This is a genomic window from uncultured Paenibacillus sp. (genome assembly GCF_963515335.1).
Classification (GTDB): domain Bacteria; phylum Bacillota; class Bacilli; order Paenibacillales; family Paenibacillaceae; genus Paenibacillus_I.
Genome location: NZ_CAUPYC010000010.1, coordinates 68,279 through 86,150, shown reverse-complemented (window position 1 = coordinate 86,150; position 17,872 = coordinate 68,279). Strand labels below are relative to the sequence as shown.

The following is a 17,872-nucleotide window of genomic DNA, read 5'->3' as shown; positions in this document are numbered from 1 at the left end:
ATGCGGGAGTTTGAAGAGCATGCCATGGAACCGAGTATAAACGGGGCCACTATCGCGTTCAGAAACGTTTCCTTCGCATACCATGATAAGAACCCCTTATTTACAGAAGTTAATTTTACGCTCAAACCGGGAGACATCGTCGGTGTAGTGGGGAAGAGCGGTCAAGGCAAGACCACGCTCGCCAACCTGCTGATGAGGTTTCACGACCCCAATCAAGGCAGGATCGAAGCCGATGGAACGGACATCAAGAATTTCCGCCTGGACAGCTTCAGAAAGCACTTCGGCATCATCCCTCAGGAAGATCACTTATTTAACACCTCGATTAGAGACAACATCGTCTTGGGAAGGGCCGGCATCTCGGAGCGTCAATTCGAGCAGGCTTGCCGACTGGCTTGCGTAGACGATTTCACAAGGAAGTTGGATCAGGGTTTCGACACCGTCGTCGGACAGTATGGCGAGCGGTTGTCGGGAGGACAGAGAAAGAGAATTCTCATCGCCAGAGCGCTCCTGGAAAATCCATATATATTAATTTTCGATGAAGCCACGGCTTCGTTGGATGAAGAAACCGAGCAAGAAATCCTCGACTCCATTCGTACGCTTGGAAAAGACCGCATCGTGCTTCTGATTACCCACAAATCACGAAATCTTGCGGGTACCAATAAGGTGCTGTTTATCCGAAACGGAGAGCTCCATGTTCTCAAAGTCCAAGAAGCTTTACAAAAGATGGTTGAAAAGTCCTATTAAAATTGGTATGATCGAACCAATTAATACTAATACGGGAGGTTGAAATCACTATGACCAACGAGAAACTCGTGTACGAGAAACCAGTTCTTACCAAACACGCACAATTGCGGGAAGTTACATTAAGCAGCCTGGGCAGCGGCAACATCGGCGGCAACAACGGAAACGATAAGCCTAAAGGCAATTCCCAAGGCGGCGGCAATGGCGGACGCGGCAACAACGGAAACGGCAATGGTAACGGAGGCTTAGGTCGCTAAGCTAAGCCAAGCTTGCTTCATCACATCATTTATCGTTTTATGAAGATTGCCGTTATCCCTTTAAAGGCAATTTTTGATGCCGAAACCATATATTTGAGATAGCTGCCTTGGTAATGCAGTTTCAAAAACAAATTGCCGGGGTAAATCATTTGCAAAGCACATTTCAACTTCAAGACGATTCCCGGCGTTGTAACGTATTGAATAAAGAACCGGTCAAACCCGTGCCGCTGTGCGGCGCTGGAACGGAACACCCATTTTTCATAATAACCAGCCTCTGCCTCCCCGTCCCTATGAAGCCATGTGACGGGGATTTTCATGTCCGCCAGCTCACAAGCTTTCTGCAAACTGTATGCGACCGGAAGACGAAGGCGATGGGCTTCGGCCATGCGCTCAAACTTCTTCCAGTCGATGCGTGCATGATGCTGGCGGATCACCGCAACGATGTCGCAGCAGGATACCTGCCAGTCCTCGAAGTGATGCTGGAACAAGTGGAGACACATATGAATCAACAGCACTTCCGGTTGCAATACGGTAATCCGTTCCCCGTTCTGCGTTTCCAACGATTCCGTGTTTTCGAACAACAGCTTGCGCTTTAAGGCACCGAGATAGGGATACGGACCCAGCGTAAAATGAACATCAATCGGAATGACGGGTTGCGTCCGCGTCGAATACGTGATTTTGTTTGACAGGGTGAAATTCGCCCACCGGCCGATTCCAACGTCACAAACCCCATACCCCATGCCATGTAAAATTTGTTCCGCTTTGTCAAAGTCGAGAATATCGATCAGGATATCGATATCCTCAATCGGACGGATTCCGAATGGGTACGTGTTTTGGATGAGGTGCGCCCCCTTCAGCACGATCGAAGGGATTCCCTCCGCGTCCAGACGCTGCATCAGTTCGGACAGCCTGTTCTGGATGAACATGTTGCGGACGCCGACTTCACGAATGATTTGTTTGCTTTCTTCATCCATTGCCGCATAATCGATCCGGCTTTGGGCCTCAATATACCGCAGCAGAGGCTTCCGCATACGCTCTTCCATGTCAGTTCCCCCGAATACGCGCAATGAATTCCAGCACGACCTTATGCCAATTCTCCCGATCGCCGCCCATTATCAGTTTGACCGCAGGGAGCTGAACCAGCTTGGCCAGGACATCAAAATGCGCTTTGCTTGTGTCGCGATCGAAGCATACCAGCGTAAGCGGAAGCAGCTCCAAGAGCGCCTTGCCGGGTCCCACCGATTCGATCCGACTCTTCTGTCCCGGCGACCAAACAGGAAATACAACCCCCTTCAACTCGCTTGAGCGTTTCATGGTTTCCGGGTAATACAGTCTCATGTCTACATCATTTTTCCTGTCCGAACTCGAGGCTTTGAATACATCGCTCTGATGGAGCCCAGGAATATGCGAGATATTCGAGGCAAACAGTTTTACGGGCTCGTAAAACCCGATCATCTCGAAGCCGCCGTCAGCTTCCCGCAGGAACACGCGATCGTCCGCGAGGAACGAAAAGCCATTGTTCAGCAAATCGACGGACAATGTAGATTTCCCCTGTCCGGACTTCCCCGCGAGAAGAAGACCGCAGCCTTCCAAGCTGACGCCGGCGGAGTGACAGATATAGAGCCCTTGTTGCCGCATCAACTCGACCAGGGGATGCATGAAATTTTCAAGATTCCACAGCGACTCCAGGAGATACGCAGGATGCACATAAGCAACGATGTTGAGACGGGATCGGTCAACCATTGAGATGCCAGTCTTCTTCCCTTCTACGATCCATTGGTTGTTATGTGTGTAGTACTTGGCTTCGTTGCTTTCATGAACGAGCACGGCCTCCGCAGGAGGCTTGACGGGAAGCGGTTGATCCTGTTCCACGGCGTGGAGCTCAACCTGAATGGAGTGCGAAGAACCGCGGTGCGCGGTGACTTCGAAATCGTCCAACCATCCACCGATCGCATCAAGCAGCGGTAAACTTCCAGAGACAATGGAGAAGGTTACGTGCCCAATCTCGAAATATTTCGTATACATGATCGTATTCTGCATCAGTTAACTCCCGAAGCGTAAATGACTTTATATTTTTCCACGAATTCTTCCGTATCTAGAAATACGTTCCCGTCGACGGTAAGCCAAGCGTGACCTTCCAGCTTGACGTTTGTCTTGCATACGCCGATATGAATCGTTGCGTTCTTGACGCCGAACCGAAGCAAGAAGTAATACATCAATAGACTCTTCTTGAGACAGTTGCTGCGAATAACGAAATACCGGAGTTTCACGACCTTGACGACCGTATCGACCCACTGCTGCAGCTCGGCCTCGGGCAAAGCGGCGTGCCGCTGCCTGGATTCGATCCAGTTCAACAATCGCGGAAGCTTAACGAACGGCAATACAACCCAAATCAATACTGCCGCACAGACGACTCGCGTCCAAACTGCCAAGTCACTCGACGAGTTACGATTGCGCATCGACCGAAAGCAGCTTTTCCTCTACCATGTCACGAACAAAGCTCAAGATGTCGTCTTCCGCTTCTTTCGGCGCATCGTAGAGCGAAAGGATGTCGGACACGATCCAGGCAAGGCTATTCTCGCCGTTGCAGCGTTCCCACACGTCCGCCCCGATATGATTGGTGCTATAGTAATAACCATTGTCCAAGTTCAAGAGGATCGTATCCGGGGGCATGGATTGAAATACAATTTCCTTCATTTTGCGGGGACGACATTGCATATCAAGACGCGGCATCGCAAGAACTCTCCTTTTTTGGGATAAGTCATAATGAAACTTTATACTTTGCCGTCTCGGGCAGAAGGACTGACGGACAATATTCGCTAAGCAGCCTCACTGTAAACGGCGCAGACCGGTAGGCACGGAAAGAGAATCGTATCCGACTTGCCGGTCAGCCGCCGCACGGCCGATAGCGTAACTGACGGTTCGCGCGAGCCCTTCCTCGATCGGCGTCTGCGGTCTCCATCCGAGTACCGCCGCAGCGTGCGTGTTGTCCAGACGGCTGTGACGGATATCGCCCGGTCTTTCCGGATTTCTGACGGCTTCAAGCTGTCGCCCGGTCAAGGCGCAAAGCAGCTTGTACAATTCATTGACGCTTATTTGCTTGTTCGTGCCGATATTGATGATCTGGCGGCTTCCAGCCTCCAAAGCTCTCAGGTTCGCCTCAACCACGTCTCTTACATAGACGAAATCACGCGTCTGCTCGCCGTCGCCGTAAATTTCAGAGACTTTTCCTTGCAGCAATCTATCGATAAAAATAGAGACCACGCCCGCCTCCCCTTCGGCGCTCTGCCGTTCGCCGTACACGTTGGCGTATCGCAGAATCGTATAATCCAGCCCGTGCTGCTGTGCGAACAATCGGATATACGCTTCCGGAGTGTATTTCGAGATGCCGTAGCCGTTGATCGGCTCGATCGGATGATCCTCACGAATCGGCAGCGAGACCGGGATGCCGTATACGGCTGCCGACGATGCATAAATGAATTTGCGGACCTTGTGTTCGACACATCGTTCAAGCACATTCAAAGTTCCGACGATATTCGTGTGCGCGTCGAATTTAGGATGGAGCATGGAGGCATGGACGGCGACCTGCGCGGCGTGATGAATCACGATTTCCGGCTGGAATACGGAAAAAACATCCTCCAAGGCGTCATCCATAATACCGATCGGATAGAAACGCGCGCGTTTGTCGACATTTTCCACCGATCCCGTTGACAAATTGTCGACTGCAACCACCGTATGTCCTTGCTCAATAAGCGCGTCCACAATATGCGAGGCGATAAAGCCCGCGCCCCCCGTAACCAAAATATTCATGCTGTTCCCTTCTTTCCGCAACCGATCCGAAGCCGGCTCGCCTGATCCTTAAGGACTACTTCCTGTTATATCATGTTTATCGGCTATTATACAGAAAAAATGTTATAAAATGATTAGATTTTTTCAATAATAGAGCAAACTTGCGGCATTTCGGGCCGGTTCGGCCCGGATTGGGACATTAAGGGAACGATATCAGGAGGACTAGTACCAAAGAACTACTCCGGTCGACCCCATACGGCTGGTTCCATCTTATTCCGGTTCCCTGAACAAACACTGAACAGCGAGCCGCCGGCCCGGGACTGCCGCATCGCATCATGCGGCACCACTTGCCGGCGGCTAGCCATTAACGGTGCAAACCCGCCTCCTGCCTCGCGCGCGGGCGATAGGGACCGACCGGTATTTGGATCAGGCTCGTTTCCCCCGCCGCCGGCAACGAATAAAGCTCATCGCACATGCGGGCATCGTAGCCGAAAAGAGGCCGGCCCCCGAAGCCCGCCGCCGCGGCTGCCAGCAATAATCGCTGCACCAGCATGCCGGCCTCCATCTGCTGGATGCGGTAGCCTCTGTACCCAAGCTCGCCGTTAAGATGGTCCGCGTCTCCTGCGAGATGGAAGCACAGAGGAACCTGCGACAAATTCACATTATCCAGCGTCATGGCCCGCTGCAGACGGCGGCGCAGGTCTCCGGCGAGCACCGGCCGCAGCCCGTGTGCGCCCGGTTCGTAGCGGTATGCGCCGTCCGGAAGGCCCTCGACGTTGTAAAAGCAGCCGTACACCGAAATGCGAGGCTCACGAGGCTCGTGCTTGGCGGAATGATGCGGCGGCAGCGGCGGAGCCAGATCGTTGTCATAAGCGGATGCAGCCGCCATTTCCTGTAACAGGGCGGCCAGCTTCGGCCGGCTTACCTCGCCGAGCACAAACTCATGCTCGGGCGAATAGCGGCTGCGGCAGACGGACGCAAAATCGAAGGCCCGCTCTCCCGCATATGGCAGCGGCACCACGGATTTCTTGCCGTCGGCGGCTGAAACGCTCGGAGCGCCGCCGAGCTCCCGGAAATCGCGGGCGGATTCCTGCATGCACGCCTCGTTCATCCGGAGCAGCATCGGATATTCGGACGTCCGGCGCGACCGGACATATTGCTCATGCCGGACGGCGGGAAGCTCCCGGCACAGCTCGCCGGCGGTCGTCCCGCCCCCGTCTCCGCCGCGGCCGCCCGGCCATGACGGCAACGGTGTTGCCGACAGCGGGATGACCGCATATACGCTTTCTTCGTCCTCCGACAGCCCAATCAGATGGTTCACCGCCCGGTCGAGGAATTGATAGCACACCTTGGCCGAGAAACCGAGCCGCCGGGCTGCCTCCAGCAGCTGACCGAGCAGCAGGCCGGTGTCCATCCCCTGCAGGCGGTAGGAGAAGTTATGATATTTATAAAAGTTTTTCCGGAACATGACGGATACGAAGACGACGCCGAAGCAGCCCGACAGATCGCCGCGGCCGCCGAGCGCCCGGGCGGCGTATTCGTCGAAGTCTCCTTCGCGCAGCATCGCCAGCCGGTGGTGCGCGGCATCGTAGTGGTAGACCCCCCGCGGCCATTCGCCGCTCCGGAGATAAATGTACAATTCGTTCGGATACAGGCCCCCTCCGGAAGCCGCGAAGCGGCGGAACAAATGCGCAGGGACGATCCCTTGCCGCAGCTCCTCCGCCGCCGCAACGGATTGGGACACCCGGGCGAGTCCGTAGGAGTACCACAGCAGATGGCCGATTGCCGCCGTATCGGGCTTGGCGGGCGCCTCTTTTTCCCCGAGCTTGAGCGGGACCTCGGAAGCAAAAGGAAAGACGGGCCGATTGCGATAAAGCTTATACGGCAGCGGCGCTTCCGCCCAATCCGTCTCCCAACCCGGAGGCCTCGCCCGATCGGTTTGAACATGCAAGCACCGAATGAATTCGTCCAGGTTCAATCGAACTCCTCCCCCGCCATGGTTTATGGAAACGGATGCGGGTGGGGATTGAGCTCCTCCGGCTTCAGGAGCTCTTTGGCGTAACCAAGCTGCATCGGAACCCTGAACACCCTTTCCAGTCCGGCCAAACGCGCAAAATGATGGCCGAAGGTCATCGGCAGCATGCCCGGAATCAGCACCTTCACGCAGTGCAGACCGTTGCGCAGCGTTTCCGGCGTCGACTGGTTCACGACAATCACCTCGCGCCCCAGCCCCCGGAACACGTCAAGCGATTCTTTTAAGTGATCAGTCAGATCGCTGTGTTTCGACTGCGGCTTGAACGACTCCTGAAACGTTTGCGCCCCCGGGTCCCGGCTTCCGCCCCGGTCCAGCAGAAAGCCGAGCCGCGCTTCCGCCTGTGGCAAGGCATACAGCATCGAATGGTCCTCCATACGGCGGACCCGCGACGGATCGTCGAGCATCCGTTCATATTCATCCCGCTGCGCCTCGAATTTGTCGCCGAGCGTCATCAGCATCCCGGCGAGCTCGTGAACGGCGCTTTTCACCGCCCGCACCGGATCCGGATGGGCCCCCGCCGCGCAAACCAGATTCACGCCGCGGGCGCTTTTATTTTTGGCCATCGCCCATACGCTTGGGATGCCGTGCTCCATCGTTGCGTTGAACAGCAGCGTCTCATACCCGGATATCGTCTCGAGCCTGTCGAGCATCAACGACAGCTCCTGATCGCCCGCTGAATAAGGGTCGAGCCGCGGAAGGGGAAGCCGCGCATACCACGCCAACAGGAAGGCGTCCCGCTCCACCACCTCCAGAATGCCGTACAATACGGCCTCCTCCAGACTTCCTCCCAAAGCGCAGCCGTTCGAGGTTTCATAGACGAAGCCGCCGCCGCAGCCCATGCTGTAGTAAGCCAGCCTCTCCGGTACGAGAATGGGGCGCGATTGCAGAAAAGAATAACCCCATACCCAATCGAGGGGCCCTTCGGGGTCAAACGGGCGGAACGGAAAGTCCGGTCTGTCGTATTGCTCCCTCGCATGCACGCCGACGCGCAGCGGATTCAGGGCATCCTTCTCCAGTTCGCGGTAGCTGCCGCGCACGACCGTGCGCTTGCCGCGGGGAGACATGCCGCAATGCCTTTCCAGCCCTTCGAGAATGGCCGTCGCCTCGCTCATCGCGTAGGAATGGGTTCTTCCGGCTGTCGCTTCATCCCCATGGAACAAAGGCAAATTCACGCTGGCGTCCGCGAAAGGAGAAACCAGATCGCGCATTTTGCCGTTCAGGAAACCCGTCCGGTAATCCAGATAATCCCTCGACAGCGCCTGCTTCAGTTCCGCCATCGAACGGCAGCGGTAGCTGTCCGGGCCGATTTTGGGGCTGGGCTGAAGGGCGACGACGGCCGCGGACGGCGAATCGTCGGGCAGCCCGCCGCACACGGGACACTGGGGATCCGGCAGAAAAAGGTGCCGCGATACGCTCAACGTTTGCAGATTGACCAGCAGCAAATGCCGTTCCGTCAGGGGATTGCCGCCGCCGTTCAACGCTTCCCTCGTTTCAGCCGCGAGCAGAAGCGCCGCCTGGCGCAGCCCGTTGCGGGAGGACCAGGCATCGCGCCCGGTTCCGCCGGCCTCCGCCGCTCTCTGCTGAAGCGCCCACATTTCCTTGCGGTCGCGTCCCGCCATCAATCGGCGCCGGTCCGCGCATCGCGAACAGCCGTGCGAGCTGGGCCGTACGAATGGACCGACCACGCATTCGCCGAACGAAACGAATCCCCGCAGCGAAGGGATGCCGTCACGCCGCATGGCCGCTTCCGCCGCCTCCTGCTCAAGGGGATGACAGCCGTCGTCCAGCACCAAGCCAAGGACGGCGCGCACCGGGTCGGCTTTCACATCCATGCCCGCGCCCACCAGGTCGGTTTTCACGTCCGTGCCCGCGCCCGTCGGGCCGGCCTCCATACCCCTGCCCGCGCCTATCGCGCCCTCGTCCGCGTCCATGCCTGCGCGGAGAAGCCTGTATTCCCCTGACAGCTCCCCGCATACAAGCTCCGCAAGCTGCCCGCTTCCATATACGATGATCGCCGCGCTCACCGCACCTCCTCCTCTCGCAGCGATACGCGGACGACGCGAATCGGGCCTTCCCTCCAGAAGGGTTCCGCCGCCGGTTCGGTGACGACCAGCCGTTTGCCGCTCCGTCTCAGCACGTGCAGGGCGTCCTGCAAGGCAGTCTCGGGAGACGGCTCCCGGGCAATCGCCGCGCTTCGCGTTTGCCCGTCCGCGTACAGGACGTTCGCGGCCTCCAGTCCATGCGCCGTGTCGCGGATGCAGGACAAGCCGTTCTGGGCTTTCAGCAGCGCCAGCTCCAACGCCGCGCAAAGCGCCGTTGTCCGGTTCAACCCCGCGCTGCCGAACCAGCCGTCCCCCTCCGTGCCGACCCACAGCACCGGAAAGCCCGACACAACCTCGCCCGCCGCAAACGCCGGCGCACCCCGAAGCGCGGTCAACGCGCGTATATAATACTTGCAGCGTTCATCCTCGATCTCGCCCGGCCGCAAACGGTACACGAAAGGCTTGCCGCCCGCAAACCGGAAGGCTGCGGTTCGGGTCAACAGCTTCCGCAGCGCTCTTGCCGATGCTTCCGCCGCCGTAGCGCCTGCCCCGACCGCGGGAGCGCCGGTCAACCGCGACAGATAGGCTTCGACCCCGGCCAGCCCCGCCTCTCTGCGCGCTTCTTCGTGGGTCAATGCCGCGCAGATGATTTCGGGCAGCAGCTCCGACGGTCCGTCCGACAGCGGATCGGCCGTCTGGACGCCGCACTGCGCAAGCGGCAGCTGCTTCAGGTCCTTCTCGTCCCAGCTGTGAAGAATGCCCGTTACGGAGGACGTCAACCGGCTGAAGAAATCGAACAACTCCGCCTGCGGCGGTCCGCCCGAAGCTTCCGCCGCTTCCGGGTCGAGCTCCGCCGCGGGCTCGGCGCGATTCGTGCGGCTGACCGACGGATGCGGGACAAACGAATGCCAGCTTCCTTCAAGCGTCTCCGGATCAAGCACGAACAACCGGCCCGTCAATTCGCCTTCCTTGAAGCCGCTCAACGCCTTGAATAATTGAAACACAACCACATTCGCGAGCAGGGCGTCCGCCGTGCCCGAACGGGCCGGCGGCTGCGGATCCTGCGGCAGCGCGGAACGGTGCAGCCGGCGCCACGCCGATTCCCAGCACCCGTTCGATTCGGGGTGCACCAGCGGTCCGGCCAGGCCGGCGTTCGGCAGGCACAGGGCCGGCAGCAGCATTTTCGCTTCCGACCTGCACGCCGCATGAATCGCCCGCAGTTCCTCGAAACTTTGCCGCCATGACGGCGAGTCAGACAGCGGCTGCGGCGCCCGCACATACAATACCGCGTCGTAAGGCCGGATGATTTCGCTCCAGCAAGGCTCGCTCCCCGCGGGTAGCGTCAGTTCCTCCGACGCTACCTCTTCGTCCTCTTCGCGTGCAGCGGCCGACAGCTCCGCGATCCGCCTTCGGTCGGCCGGCGAGCCGCGGGCAATCAGCATGTTGAGCTTCGGCAGTCCGGATTCCAGCAATGCCCGCACCAGCGACACGAACATCGGGCCGGCTCCGACAGCAAGCACATTAGCCCGGCGATACGCTTGAAAACGATAGCCCCCCGCGCCTCCGAAGCTGTCCAACAGCTCGATCTGCGGGGCATACTTCCGCAGCACGGCATCCGGCAGCCGATAAGGCGGGTCTTGGCTCACATCGCGCACAAAGCCGTTCCGGTGCAGATGCTCCGCGATCTCGAACACACGGTCACGGTATTCGTCCGGCAGGCCCTCCGTCAAGGCGCCAAGCGTATGCTTGCCGTCGAGCATCGGCATCAGCTTGTCGACCCATTGATTGATCGTACCGCCTTCCATCCGGAACGAGCCGGTATTATTCCGAAAAAACACGCCGACGCCCGGCTCCGGGAGAAAAAACGTATCTCCGTTCACCTTCAGGCGCATGGAAGGATTCAAACGATACCGCCTCCTTCGCTTAACCCGATTTCAATCGCGTTCCTTTCCTTCCAATCGTATGTCGTGCGATTTGTCCATCATGCCACCGCGCAAAACAAAACCCCCGCCTCCCGGTGACCGGGGGCAGGGGCAGCAGTATTCGGTCTTTACAAACCGTTTGCTGAATTTATGAAAGCTAGTGGCCGCCGCAGCGGCCGCAACCGCCGCAAAAACCGCCGCAGAAACCGCCGCAACGGCCGCAGAAACCGCCGCAAAAACCGCCACAGAAGCCACCGCAGAACCCCCCGCAGAAGCCGCCGCAACGGCCGAAGCCACCGCAGAAGCCGACACAGAACCCGATACAAAGCCTCGAATCCGCCGCCGGGTTTTGGCCTTGAGCCGCCGCGGGCGTGTACTCGCCCGCCTTGAAATCCGACACCTTCAACTGCTGCAGCTCGTTTTGAAACTCACTCATTTTGTAAACCTCCGTTAATTGGTAGTAGGCACTTCCGGAAACCGGTCGCCGAACGGGTTAGTTCCGCCATTCTTCGATCCCGCTAACGACAACATATTCCGGTGCCCAGAAATCCGCTACTGCCCGGAGGTAAAAATGCGCGTCGAATGTCTGCCCATTCCTCGCCAAAACGCACCATCCGGGCCGTCTCCACCAGAGCGCCTCCGCCGCATTTAATGCCGGTTTCAGCCAGTACCATTTCCGCAACGCAAAGAAGGACTGCCGCGGCAGTCCTTCCGTCGTGCGGAACCGATCATCCCTTCCTTATTTCAAACCGAATATCCGCGACAGGCGGGGATTCTTATCGATGCCGCGATCGGGAGCGGCGGCGGTCTTCCGCAGGCCCTTCAATTGACCGGTCAGCTCCATAAACCAGGCCTCATCGTCCGTCTCCAAAGCCAGATCAATCAGCATTCTCAGCTGCTGCTCCTCCTTGATCGAGGTATCCTGCAGCGCCTTCACCCAACTGGAGAGCATATATACCGCCGTTCCGACGGCTTCTTCGTTATCGGAGGCGACCACATGAACCTTCAAGATCCCCTTCTCCGAATCGACGGATTCGACATAGCCGTGAATCAGCTCGCCCTTGCCCGTATTGCCTTGCACCCATTCCGCTATGTTGACGTTCATGTTGATTTCACCACCGTTTCTATAATCTGTAACTTTATCTATTACATTTTATACTGTAATCATAACTTATACAGTTGGAAAAGTCAACAAGCTGCATGTATAATGGGCCTAAGCTGTCGGATGAAGGAGGCTGCGCATGTCGAACCGCAAATGGAACCTGGGAATCGTCCTCCTTTTCCTATTATTTGTTTTTCTGCTTCTTCAGTTTTTATTCTCGACGCTGCGTATCCGGGAGCTCGTGCATCCGCAAAACGCAGCCGGCAACGGCCAAGACCCCGCGGCCTATGTCGTGCTGATCTCGCAGGAGCTGGACAATCCGTTCTGGCGCTCCCTCGAGCAGGGCGCCCGGGACGCCTCCCGCCGATACGGCTTCCACCTCGAATATATCGGCCCGTTCCGGATCAATCCCGGCGAGCAGATCCGGCTGCTGGAGAAGTCGATCGCGGCCAAGCCCGACGCGATCCTGCTGCAAGGCATCAACGACCCCAGCTACCGGGAACTGATCGATGAAGCGGTCAGCCAGGGCATAGCGGTCATCGCCGTCGATACGGACGAGCCGGGCAGCCGCCGGCTGGCTTATGTCGGCACGGACAACCTGGCAGCGGGGAAAAAGATGGGCGAGCTTGTCGCCCAAGCCGCCCGCGGACAAGGCGGCATCGGCGTGCTGATCGGCACGGAGCAGGCGGAGAACCAGCGGCTGCGGCTGGCCGGCTTCCGGGCCGTCATCGACGAATATCCGGGATTGTCGGTCGTCGATGTGCGCTCCTCCGAAATTTCGCGCCTGCAGGCTGCGCAAGAGGCGGAGGACATTTTAACCCGATACCCGCGTGTGCGATATATGGTCGGCTTCAGCTCGCTGGACGGTGTGGGCATACTGGAAGCCGCGGGCCGGATGAACCGGCAGGACGTGCGCATTTATGCGTTCGACGACGTGGCGGATACGGTGGAGGCGATAGCCGGCTGCCGAATCGAATCGTCCATCGTGCAGTATCCTTATGAAATGGGCTACCAGGCGGTGTCGCTTTTCTCCGGCTATAAGGAGGGCCGGCAGCCGCAGCCGCAGCATTTTACGGCGATCAAGGTGCTGGACCGCGGCGCGACCGGCACCGGGAATGGGAACGGAGAGCGCTGCCCATGACGATCCGCAGAAAGCTGCTGCTTTTTATCCCGCTGCTCGTGCTGCTCGTCAATTCGGTGACCTATTTCCTGTTCATGAGCGCGCAAACGGTGCAGTACAGCTATGAATCGATGACGGAACGAATGCTGCTGTACAAGCAGGCTGCCGGCACGGCGGATGACAATCTGCGGCTGTTGTACGCCTTCCTGCTCGATCCGGAAGAAAGCCCTGCGGCAAGCCCGGCATTCGACGCAGCCCTCACGAGACTGCGCGGGCTGCGAGCGGCACTGGCCGCCGCAAGCAGCGCCTCTCTCCCCGCCGCGTCGCTTCGCAGCTACACCAATATGCTGGACACGTTCTCCGAACAGGCTTCGGCCGCATGGGAATCGGCGTCGGCGGGAGACCCGCGCTCCGCGCTCGCCCTTTACGAGGATGCCGAGAAGACGACCGCTTATATCCGGGAGGAAGGCCAGCGCCTCGTCGATCTGGAGCTCAGCCGGTACCAGCCGCTGTTCCGGCGGATCCAGGGGGAGAATGAGCGGATGAACCGTTTGGGAGCGGCCGTCTTCGTGCTCAACACGGTGCTGAGCGTCGTGCTGGCCGTCTGGATTTCCCGCAGCATTACGGGACCGGTAAGCCGGCTGGTCCGCACGGCCAGGCAGATGTCCAAGGGCAACCTTTCGGTCGAACCGGCGCCGCGCTCCAATGACGAGCTCGGCATCCTGTCCGATGCCTTCGAGCGGATGTCGGCGGAGCTCAAGCAATTGATCGAACGCGACAAGGAAAGCCTGGAGAAGGATCGGCTCGTCAAGGAGCTGGAGCTGAAGGCATTGCAAAGCCAGATCAATCCGCATTTTCTGTTCAATACGCTGAACGTGCTGTCCAAGCTGGCGCTGCTCGAAGGCGCGGAGAAAACAAGCGATCTGATCGTGTCGATGTCGAACTTGATGCGGTACAATTTGCGCAAGCTCGACGCGCCGGTCACGCTGCGGAGCGAGCTGGAGCACGTAAAGGAATATTTTGCGATCCAGCAGGCCCGCTTCCGCGACCGCATCCGCCTTGAACTGGACATCGACGAGTCCGCCCTGCAGGAGGCGATTCCGTCGCTCACGCTGCAGCCGATCGTGGAGAATGCGTTCGTACACGGCATCGCGGGCCGCGAGGAAGGCGCGGTGATCCGGCTTGAGATCAAGCGCGCCGGGAAAGGTGTCCTTATCCGGATCGCCGATAACGGCGCCGGGATGAGCGAGGAAGCGCGGCTTGCGCTTTTGCGGCTGGAAGCCGAACCCGGCAAAGAGCAATCGCAGTCGACCGGACTCGGCACGCGCAATGTGTTCAAGCGGCTGCAGTTGTTTTACGGACGCGGCGACCTGGTGGACATCGCCAGCGTGCCGGGCGAAGGCACGACGGTCACGATCGTGATCCCCGCAGGAAAGGAGGGCGAGCAAACCCATGTACCGGCTGTTGATCGCGGATGACGAGGCGCTGGAAAGGGAAGGCCTGGAATGGATCGTGCAGCGGATGATGCCGGATACGTTTCAGATCATCCATGCCGAGAACGGGCGGGCGGCCATCGAACGCGCGGAGGAATTCCGCCCTCATATCGTGTTTATGGACGTCAATATGCCGGGCATCAAGGGTCTGGAGGCGCTGCGCGACATCAAGGCCCGGCTGCCCGAAACGAAGCTGGTGCTGGTGACGGCTTACGATTATTTTGCATATGCCAAAGAGGCGGTTTCGCTCGGTGTAAAAGAATACATCCTGAAGCCCGCCAAGCGGGAGCAGGTGGTTGCCGCGTTGAATCAGCTGGTTGAGGAGCTGGAGCAGGAAAGGCGCAAGCGCACCGACGAGCTCGAGCTCAAGGACAAATTGTCGCAATTGCAGCCGCTCGTCGAGAATGAGCTGTCCATGATGCTGATGATCGACTCCGTGATGGACGCGGACGCCGGCCAACTGGCCGAATGGCTGGACTTCCCGCTCGACCGGGGCAGCGCGTTCGTCATCGCCTTCCCGAAGCAGTCGGATCCGGCCGACCAGAAAAAAATATACGATGCGATCCGCGGCTTCGCCAAAACGCACGGGTCTATCTGCATCGTCAGCTCGGCGATTGAACGGCATATGGCGATTTTCATGCGGAAAAATCCCGCCGTCAAGGACGATGAGTGGCGGGAAGAGACGAAGCGGTACGGACAAATGCTGTGCGCGCTGACGGAACGGCAGCTGGAAGCCGCGGTGTCGGTCGGCATCGGCTCCGTACGGAGCGGCGCGGACGGGCTGCGCAAATCGTACTTCGAGGCAGTGTTCGCTTCCTCATGCTCCGATCAGGGCGGCCGGGTGTGCCATTTCGAAGAGCTCAAAAACGGACGGAGCGGCCCGGCTGCCGCTGCCGGCGCGCGAGCGGCGGAGCAAAAGGCGTCGTCAGCGGGCATCGGAACGGAGCACCAATCCTATGTCGTGTCGGCTCTGCAGCGCATCCGCGAGGAACGGGAGCAGCAGACAGTGACCGTGCTTGACCGCGCCCAACAGTATATCCGGGAACGATTCACGGAAGAAGTGTCGCTTGAGGAAGTGGCGGACTTCGTGCACCTCAACCCCCATTATTTCAGCAAAGTATTCAAGCAACAGGTCGGTGAAACGTTCATCGATTTCGTCACCCGCCTGCGCATCGACATGGCGAAATCGCTGATCGCTTCGGACCGTCTGAGCCTGAAGGAGGTCTGCTTCGCGGTCGGCTACAAGGATCCGAATTATTTCAGCCGCGTGTTCAAGAAAATAACCGGCGTTTCCCCTTCCGAATACCGCGGCCAAGCCCGATAGCGAGAGGAGCAAACGACAGAAGTCCATGCCCGGGACGGCATGGACTTTTTTGTGGTGCGCGCACAAATAAAATGCTAGTTCCCGCACGATCGATCCGCCTGCGGGGCTGAGGATAATTAAGTGCTGCAACAACACGGATATGTGCTGTTGATTGCCGGCTTTTCCTGCCGCTTCGGATGTTATAATGCTGGAGACAAACCGGTAACCGGTATGAAATGCTGGAAGGGAGAGCATACCAATGGCAGTCGTTTTGAAGCAGCACGCACCGGTTGCGGAAGCGCAGCAGCCTGCAAAAATCAATATGACGTTCGTTACGCTTGTGTCCGTCGTCGCCGCTCTCGGCGGATTATTGTTCGGCTTTGACATCGCGGTCGTTTCGGGCGCGATCGGATTCATGGAACTGAAGTTTGCGCTCAGCAAGATGCAGGTCGGCTGGGCCGTATCCAGCCTGATTGTCGGCTGTATTGCCGGCGCCGGATTATCCGGCATCCTCAGCGAGAAATTCGGCCGCAAAAAGGTGCTGATCGCCGCGGCGCTCCTGTTCATCATCGGCTCGATCGGCTCCGCCATTCCTGCCACGTTCACAGGATTCATCATCGCACGCATAATCGGCGGCCTCGGCATCGGGATTACATCGACCCTGTGCCCGCTGTACAATGCGGAGATCGCACCCGCGAAATTCCGCGGCAGACTGGTCGCGCTCAACCAGTTCGCGATCGTATCCGGCATCTTCCTCGTCTATTTCCTGAACATGTGGATTGCCGGCATGGGCGATGACGCGTGGGACGTATCCACCGCGTGGCGTTGGATGTTCGCGGTCGGCGCCGTTCCGGGTCTGCTGTTCTTCACCCTGTTGTTCTTGATTCCGGAAAGCCCGAGATGGCTGATCAAGCAGGGACAAGCCGTAAAAGCACTGCCGATTCTGCTGCGGATTCACGGCGAGGAAGCGGCCAAGCAGGAGGTGCTGGAAATCAAGGAGTCGTTCAAGCAGGAACGGCAATCCGGCTCCATGAAGCTATTGTTTGCGCCCGGCATGCGGGGGGCGCTGTTTGTAGGCGTCATGCTCGCTGTCCTGCAGCATGTGACCGGCATTAACGCCATCATGTATTATGCCCCGGAAATTTTCAAAGAAATGGGCGCAGGAACGGATTCATCGCTGACGCAAACGGTGCTGATCGGCCTGATCAACTTCCTGTTCACCATTCTCGCCGTTTGGCTCATCGATAAAGTAGGACGCAAGGCGCTGCTGCTCGTCGGGTCGGCTCTGATGACCGTTTCCCTGATCGTGATCGGCAGCGCGTTCCAGGCGGGTCTGACATCGGGTCCGCTGGTGCTGATCTTTATCCTGATCTATGTAGCCGCGTTTGCCATCTCGCTCGGACCTGTCGTCTGGGTCATGCTGTCCGAGATTTTCCCGAACCGCGTCCGCGGCATCGCGATCGCCATCGCATCGATGGCGCTGTGGACAGGCGATTACGTCGTATCCCAGATGTTCCCGCCTTTGCTGGAATCCGCCGGTCCTGCGATAACATTCTGGATTTTCGGCGCTGCATCCCTGTTCACTTTCTTCTTCACCTGGCGCTCCGTCCCGGAAACGAAGGGCAAATCCCTCGAGGACATGGAAGCGATGTGGGCCGTGAAATAACGTTAGGCTATCGCCAAAAACGCCTCGCCGGACAAGTTGCGAACTTGTCGCGGCGGGGCGTTTGTTCGCGCTTTGGCAGGTATGCGTTCCACATATAGGGACAGCCGTACCCGATGTCATTTATGGCTCCCTTTTTCCCTTTGTTCACCCATCGTCGGTCATGCCACCACAAAACGGTTCGCTTTGACCTCCTCAATCCTTCCCTGGAACGAATCCGTCGACTTTCCGCAAGCCGCCGATACGATCTCCGCGCGCCCCATCCATCGTAACGCCCCCGCCCCTCATGATCCGCTCACTGAACTAGACGACAAAAGGAGCGTATTTTTACGCCCTGCGCCGTACTGTCTTTCTTCTGCATTCCCTCATCTCACAAAGGAGTTCTTGGACCCAAAAAGCCGGTCA

The 17,872-nt window shown here is 58.4% G+C and carries 16 protein-coding genes; 6 read left to right on the top strand and 10 right to left on the bottom strand.

Annotation, left to right across the window (positions count from 1 at the left end):
- Both RWM61_RS05930 and RWM61_RS05925 read left to right on the top strand, forming a co-directional pair.
- The coding region (locus RWM61_RS05930; RefSeq protein ID WP_313998444.1) for an ATP-binding cassette domain-containing protein at positions 1–744 on the top strand (744 nt) is incomplete at its 5' end.
- A gap of 50 nt (positions 745–794) precedes the next feature.
- Positions 795–998 carry a lasso RiPP family leader peptide-containing protein gene (locus RWM61_RS05925; RefSeq protein WP_313998442.1) on the top strand — a complete coding sequence of 68 codons (204 nt, stop codon included), beginning with the start codon at positions 795–797 and terminating at the stop codon, positions 996–998.
- A 29-nt stretch (positions 999–1,027) separates the two neighbouring features.
- Here RWM61_RS05925 and RWM61_RS05920 read toward each other — a convergent pair whose 3' ends face one another.
- The 10 genes from RWM61_RS05920 to RWM61_RS05875 form a co-directional block, all read right to left on the bottom strand.
- The gene (locus RWM61_RS05920) at positions 1,028–2,041 is read right to left on the bottom strand and encodes a nucleotidyltransferase family protein (protein ID WP_313998440.1); all 1,014 of its coding nucleotides are present in this window, start codon (positions 2,039–2,041) and stop codon (positions 1,028–1,030) included.
- A gap of 1 nt (position 2,042) precedes the next feature.
- Positions 2,043–3,038 (bottom strand): hypothetical protein, encoded by a 996-nt coding sequence (locus RWM61_RS05915; RefSeq protein WP_313998438.1) that lies wholly within the window; start codon positions 3,036–3,038, stop codon positions 2,043–2,045.
- Positions 3,038–3,457: a lasso peptide biosynthesis B2 protein gene (locus RWM61_RS05910; RefSeq protein WP_313998436.1), complete on the bottom strand. Its 420-nt coding sequence runs from the start codon at positions 3,455–3,457 to the stop codon at positions 3,038–3,040. Before RWM61_RS05910 ends, RWM61_RS05915 begins: the two co-directional genes overlap by 1 nt.
- The gene (locus RWM61_RS05905) at positions 3,444–3,731 is read right to left on the bottom strand and encodes a PqqD family protein (RefSeq protein WP_313998435.1); all 288 of its coding nucleotides are present in this window, start codon (positions 3,729–3,731) and stop codon (positions 3,444–3,446) included. Before RWM61_RS05905 ends, RWM61_RS05910 begins: the two co-directional genes overlap by 14 nt.
- Before the next feature lie 96 nt (positions 3,732–3,827).
- Positions 3,828–4,808 (bottom strand): NAD-dependent epimerase/dehydratase family protein, encoded by a 981-nt coding sequence (locus RWM61_RS05900; RefSeq protein ID WP_313998433.1) that lies wholly within the window; start codon positions 4,806–4,808, stop codon positions 3,828–3,830.
- Between the two features lie 343 nt (positions 4,809–5,151).
- Positions 5,152–6,765 (bottom strand): SagB family peptide dehydrogenase, encoded by a 1,614-nt coding sequence (locus RWM61_RS05895; RefSeq protein WP_313998430.1) that lies wholly within the window; start codon positions 6,763–6,765, stop codon positions 5,152–5,154.
- 23 nt (positions 6,766–6,788) lie between these two features.
- Positions 6,789–8,846, bottom strand: a complete 2,058-nt coding sequence (locus tag RWM61_RS05890) for a TOMM precursor leader peptide-binding protein (protein ID WP_313998428.1) — start codon at positions 8,844–8,846, stop codon at positions 6,789–6,791.
- Positions 8,843–10,768: a putative thiazole-containing bacteriocin maturation protein gene (locus RWM61_RS05885; protein WP_399537999.1), complete on the bottom strand. Its 1,926-nt coding sequence runs from the start codon at positions 10,766–10,768 to the stop codon at positions 8,843–8,845. The genes RWM61_RS05890 and RWM61_RS05885 overlap by 4 nt, the downstream gene beginning before the upstream one ends.
- A gap of 175 nt (positions 10,769–10,943) precedes the next feature.
- On the bottom strand, positions 10,944–11,222 hold the full coding sequence (locus RWM61_RS05880) for a heterocycloanthracin/sonorensin family bacteriocin (RefSeq protein WP_313998426.1): 279 nt from the start codon (positions 11,220–11,222) through the stop codon (positions 10,944–10,946).
- Between the two features lie 303 nt (positions 11,223–11,525).
- Positions 11,526–11,891, bottom strand: coding sequence for an IDEAL domain-containing protein (locus RWM61_RS05875; protein WP_313998424.1), 366 nt, complete (start codon positions 11,889–11,891; stop codon positions 11,526–11,528).
- 136 nt (positions 11,892–12,027) lie between these two features.
- Between RWM61_RS05875 and RWM61_RS05870 the strand changes: the two genes are divergently transcribed.
- From RWM61_RS05870 to RWM61_RS05855, 4 genes are all read left to right on the top strand, one after another.
- Positions 12,028–13,029 carry a substrate-binding domain-containing protein gene (locus RWM61_RS05870; RefSeq protein WP_313998422.1) on the top strand — a complete coding sequence of 334 codons (1,002 nt, stop codon included), beginning with the start codon at positions 12,028–12,030 and terminating at the stop codon, positions 13,027–13,029.
- Complete coding sequence (locus RWM61_RS05865) at positions 13,026–14,486, top strand: sensor histidine kinase (RefSeq protein ID WP_313998421.1); 1,461 nt, start codon at positions 13,026–13,028, stop codon at positions 14,484–14,486. Before RWM61_RS05870 ends, RWM61_RS05865 begins: the two co-directional genes overlap by 4 nt.
- Positions 14,461–15,825 carry an AraC family transcriptional regulator gene (locus RWM61_RS05860; protein WP_313998420.1) on the top strand — a complete coding sequence of 455 codons (1,365 nt, stop codon included), beginning with the start codon at positions 14,461–14,463 and terminating at the stop codon, positions 15,823–15,825. Before RWM61_RS05865 ends, RWM61_RS05860 begins: the two co-directional genes overlap by 26 nt.
- Before the next feature lie 238 nt (positions 15,826–16,063).
- Positions 16,064–17,470: a sugar porter family MFS transporter gene (locus RWM61_RS05855; RefSeq protein WP_313998418.1), complete on the top strand. Its 1,407-nt coding sequence runs from the start codon at positions 16,064–16,066 to the stop codon at positions 17,468–17,470.
- The last annotated feature ends 402 nt before the right edge of the window (positions 17,471–17,872 follow it).

What these genes read in the sequence shown, in the direction of transcription:
- RWM61_RS05870 (WP_313998422.1), top strand. Translation starts at nt 12,028, where the DNA reads ATGTCGAACCGCAAATGGAACCTGGGAATCGTCCTCCTTTTCCTATTA.
- RWM61_RS05875 (WP_313998424.1), bottom strand. Translation starts at nt 11,891, where the DNA reads ATGAACGTCAACATAGCGGAATGGGTGCAAGGCAATACGGGCAAGGGC.
- RWM61_RS05855 (WP_313998418.1), top strand. Translation starts at nt 16,064, where the DNA reads ATGGCAGTCGTTTTGAAGCAGCACGCACCGGTTGCGGAAGCGCAGCAG.
- RWM61_RS05900 (WP_313998433.1), bottom strand. Translation starts at nt 4,808, where the DNA reads ATGAATATTTTGGTTACGGGGGGCGCGGGCTTTATCGCCTCGCATATT.
- RWM61_RS05920 (WP_313998440.1), bottom strand. Translation starts at nt 2,041, where the DNA reads ATGGAAGAGCGTATGCGGAAGCCTCTGCTGCGGTATATTGAGGCCCAA.
- RWM61_RS05860 (WP_313998420.1), top strand. Translation starts at nt 14,461, where the DNA reads ATGTACCGGCTGTTGATCGCGGATGACGAGGCGCTGGAAAGGGAAGGC.
- RWM61_RS05910 (WP_313998436.1), bottom strand. Translation starts at nt 3,457, where the DNA reads ATGCGCAATCGTAACTCGTCGAGTGACTTGGCAGTTTGGACGCGAGTC.
- RWM61_RS05905 (WP_313998435.1), bottom strand. Translation starts at nt 3,731, where the DNA reads ATGCCGCGTCTTGATATGCAATGTCGTCCCCGCAAAATGAAGGAAATT.
- RWM61_RS05865 (WP_313998421.1), top strand. Translation starts at nt 13,026, where the DNA reads ATGACGATCCGCAGAAAGCTGCTGCTTTTTATCCCGCTGCTCGTGCTG.
- RWM61_RS05915 (WP_313998438.1), bottom strand. Translation starts at nt 3,038, where the DNA reads ATGCAGAATACGATCATGTATACGAAATATTTCGAGATTGGGCACGTA.
- RWM61_RS05880 (WP_313998426.1), bottom strand. Translation starts at nt 11,222, where the DNA reads ATGAGTGAGTTTCAAAACGAGCTGCAGCAGTTGAAGGTGTCGGATTTC.
- RWM61_RS05925 (WP_313998442.1), top strand. Translation starts at nt 795, where the DNA reads ATGACCAACGAGAAACTCGTGTACGAGAAACCAGTTCTTACCAAACAC.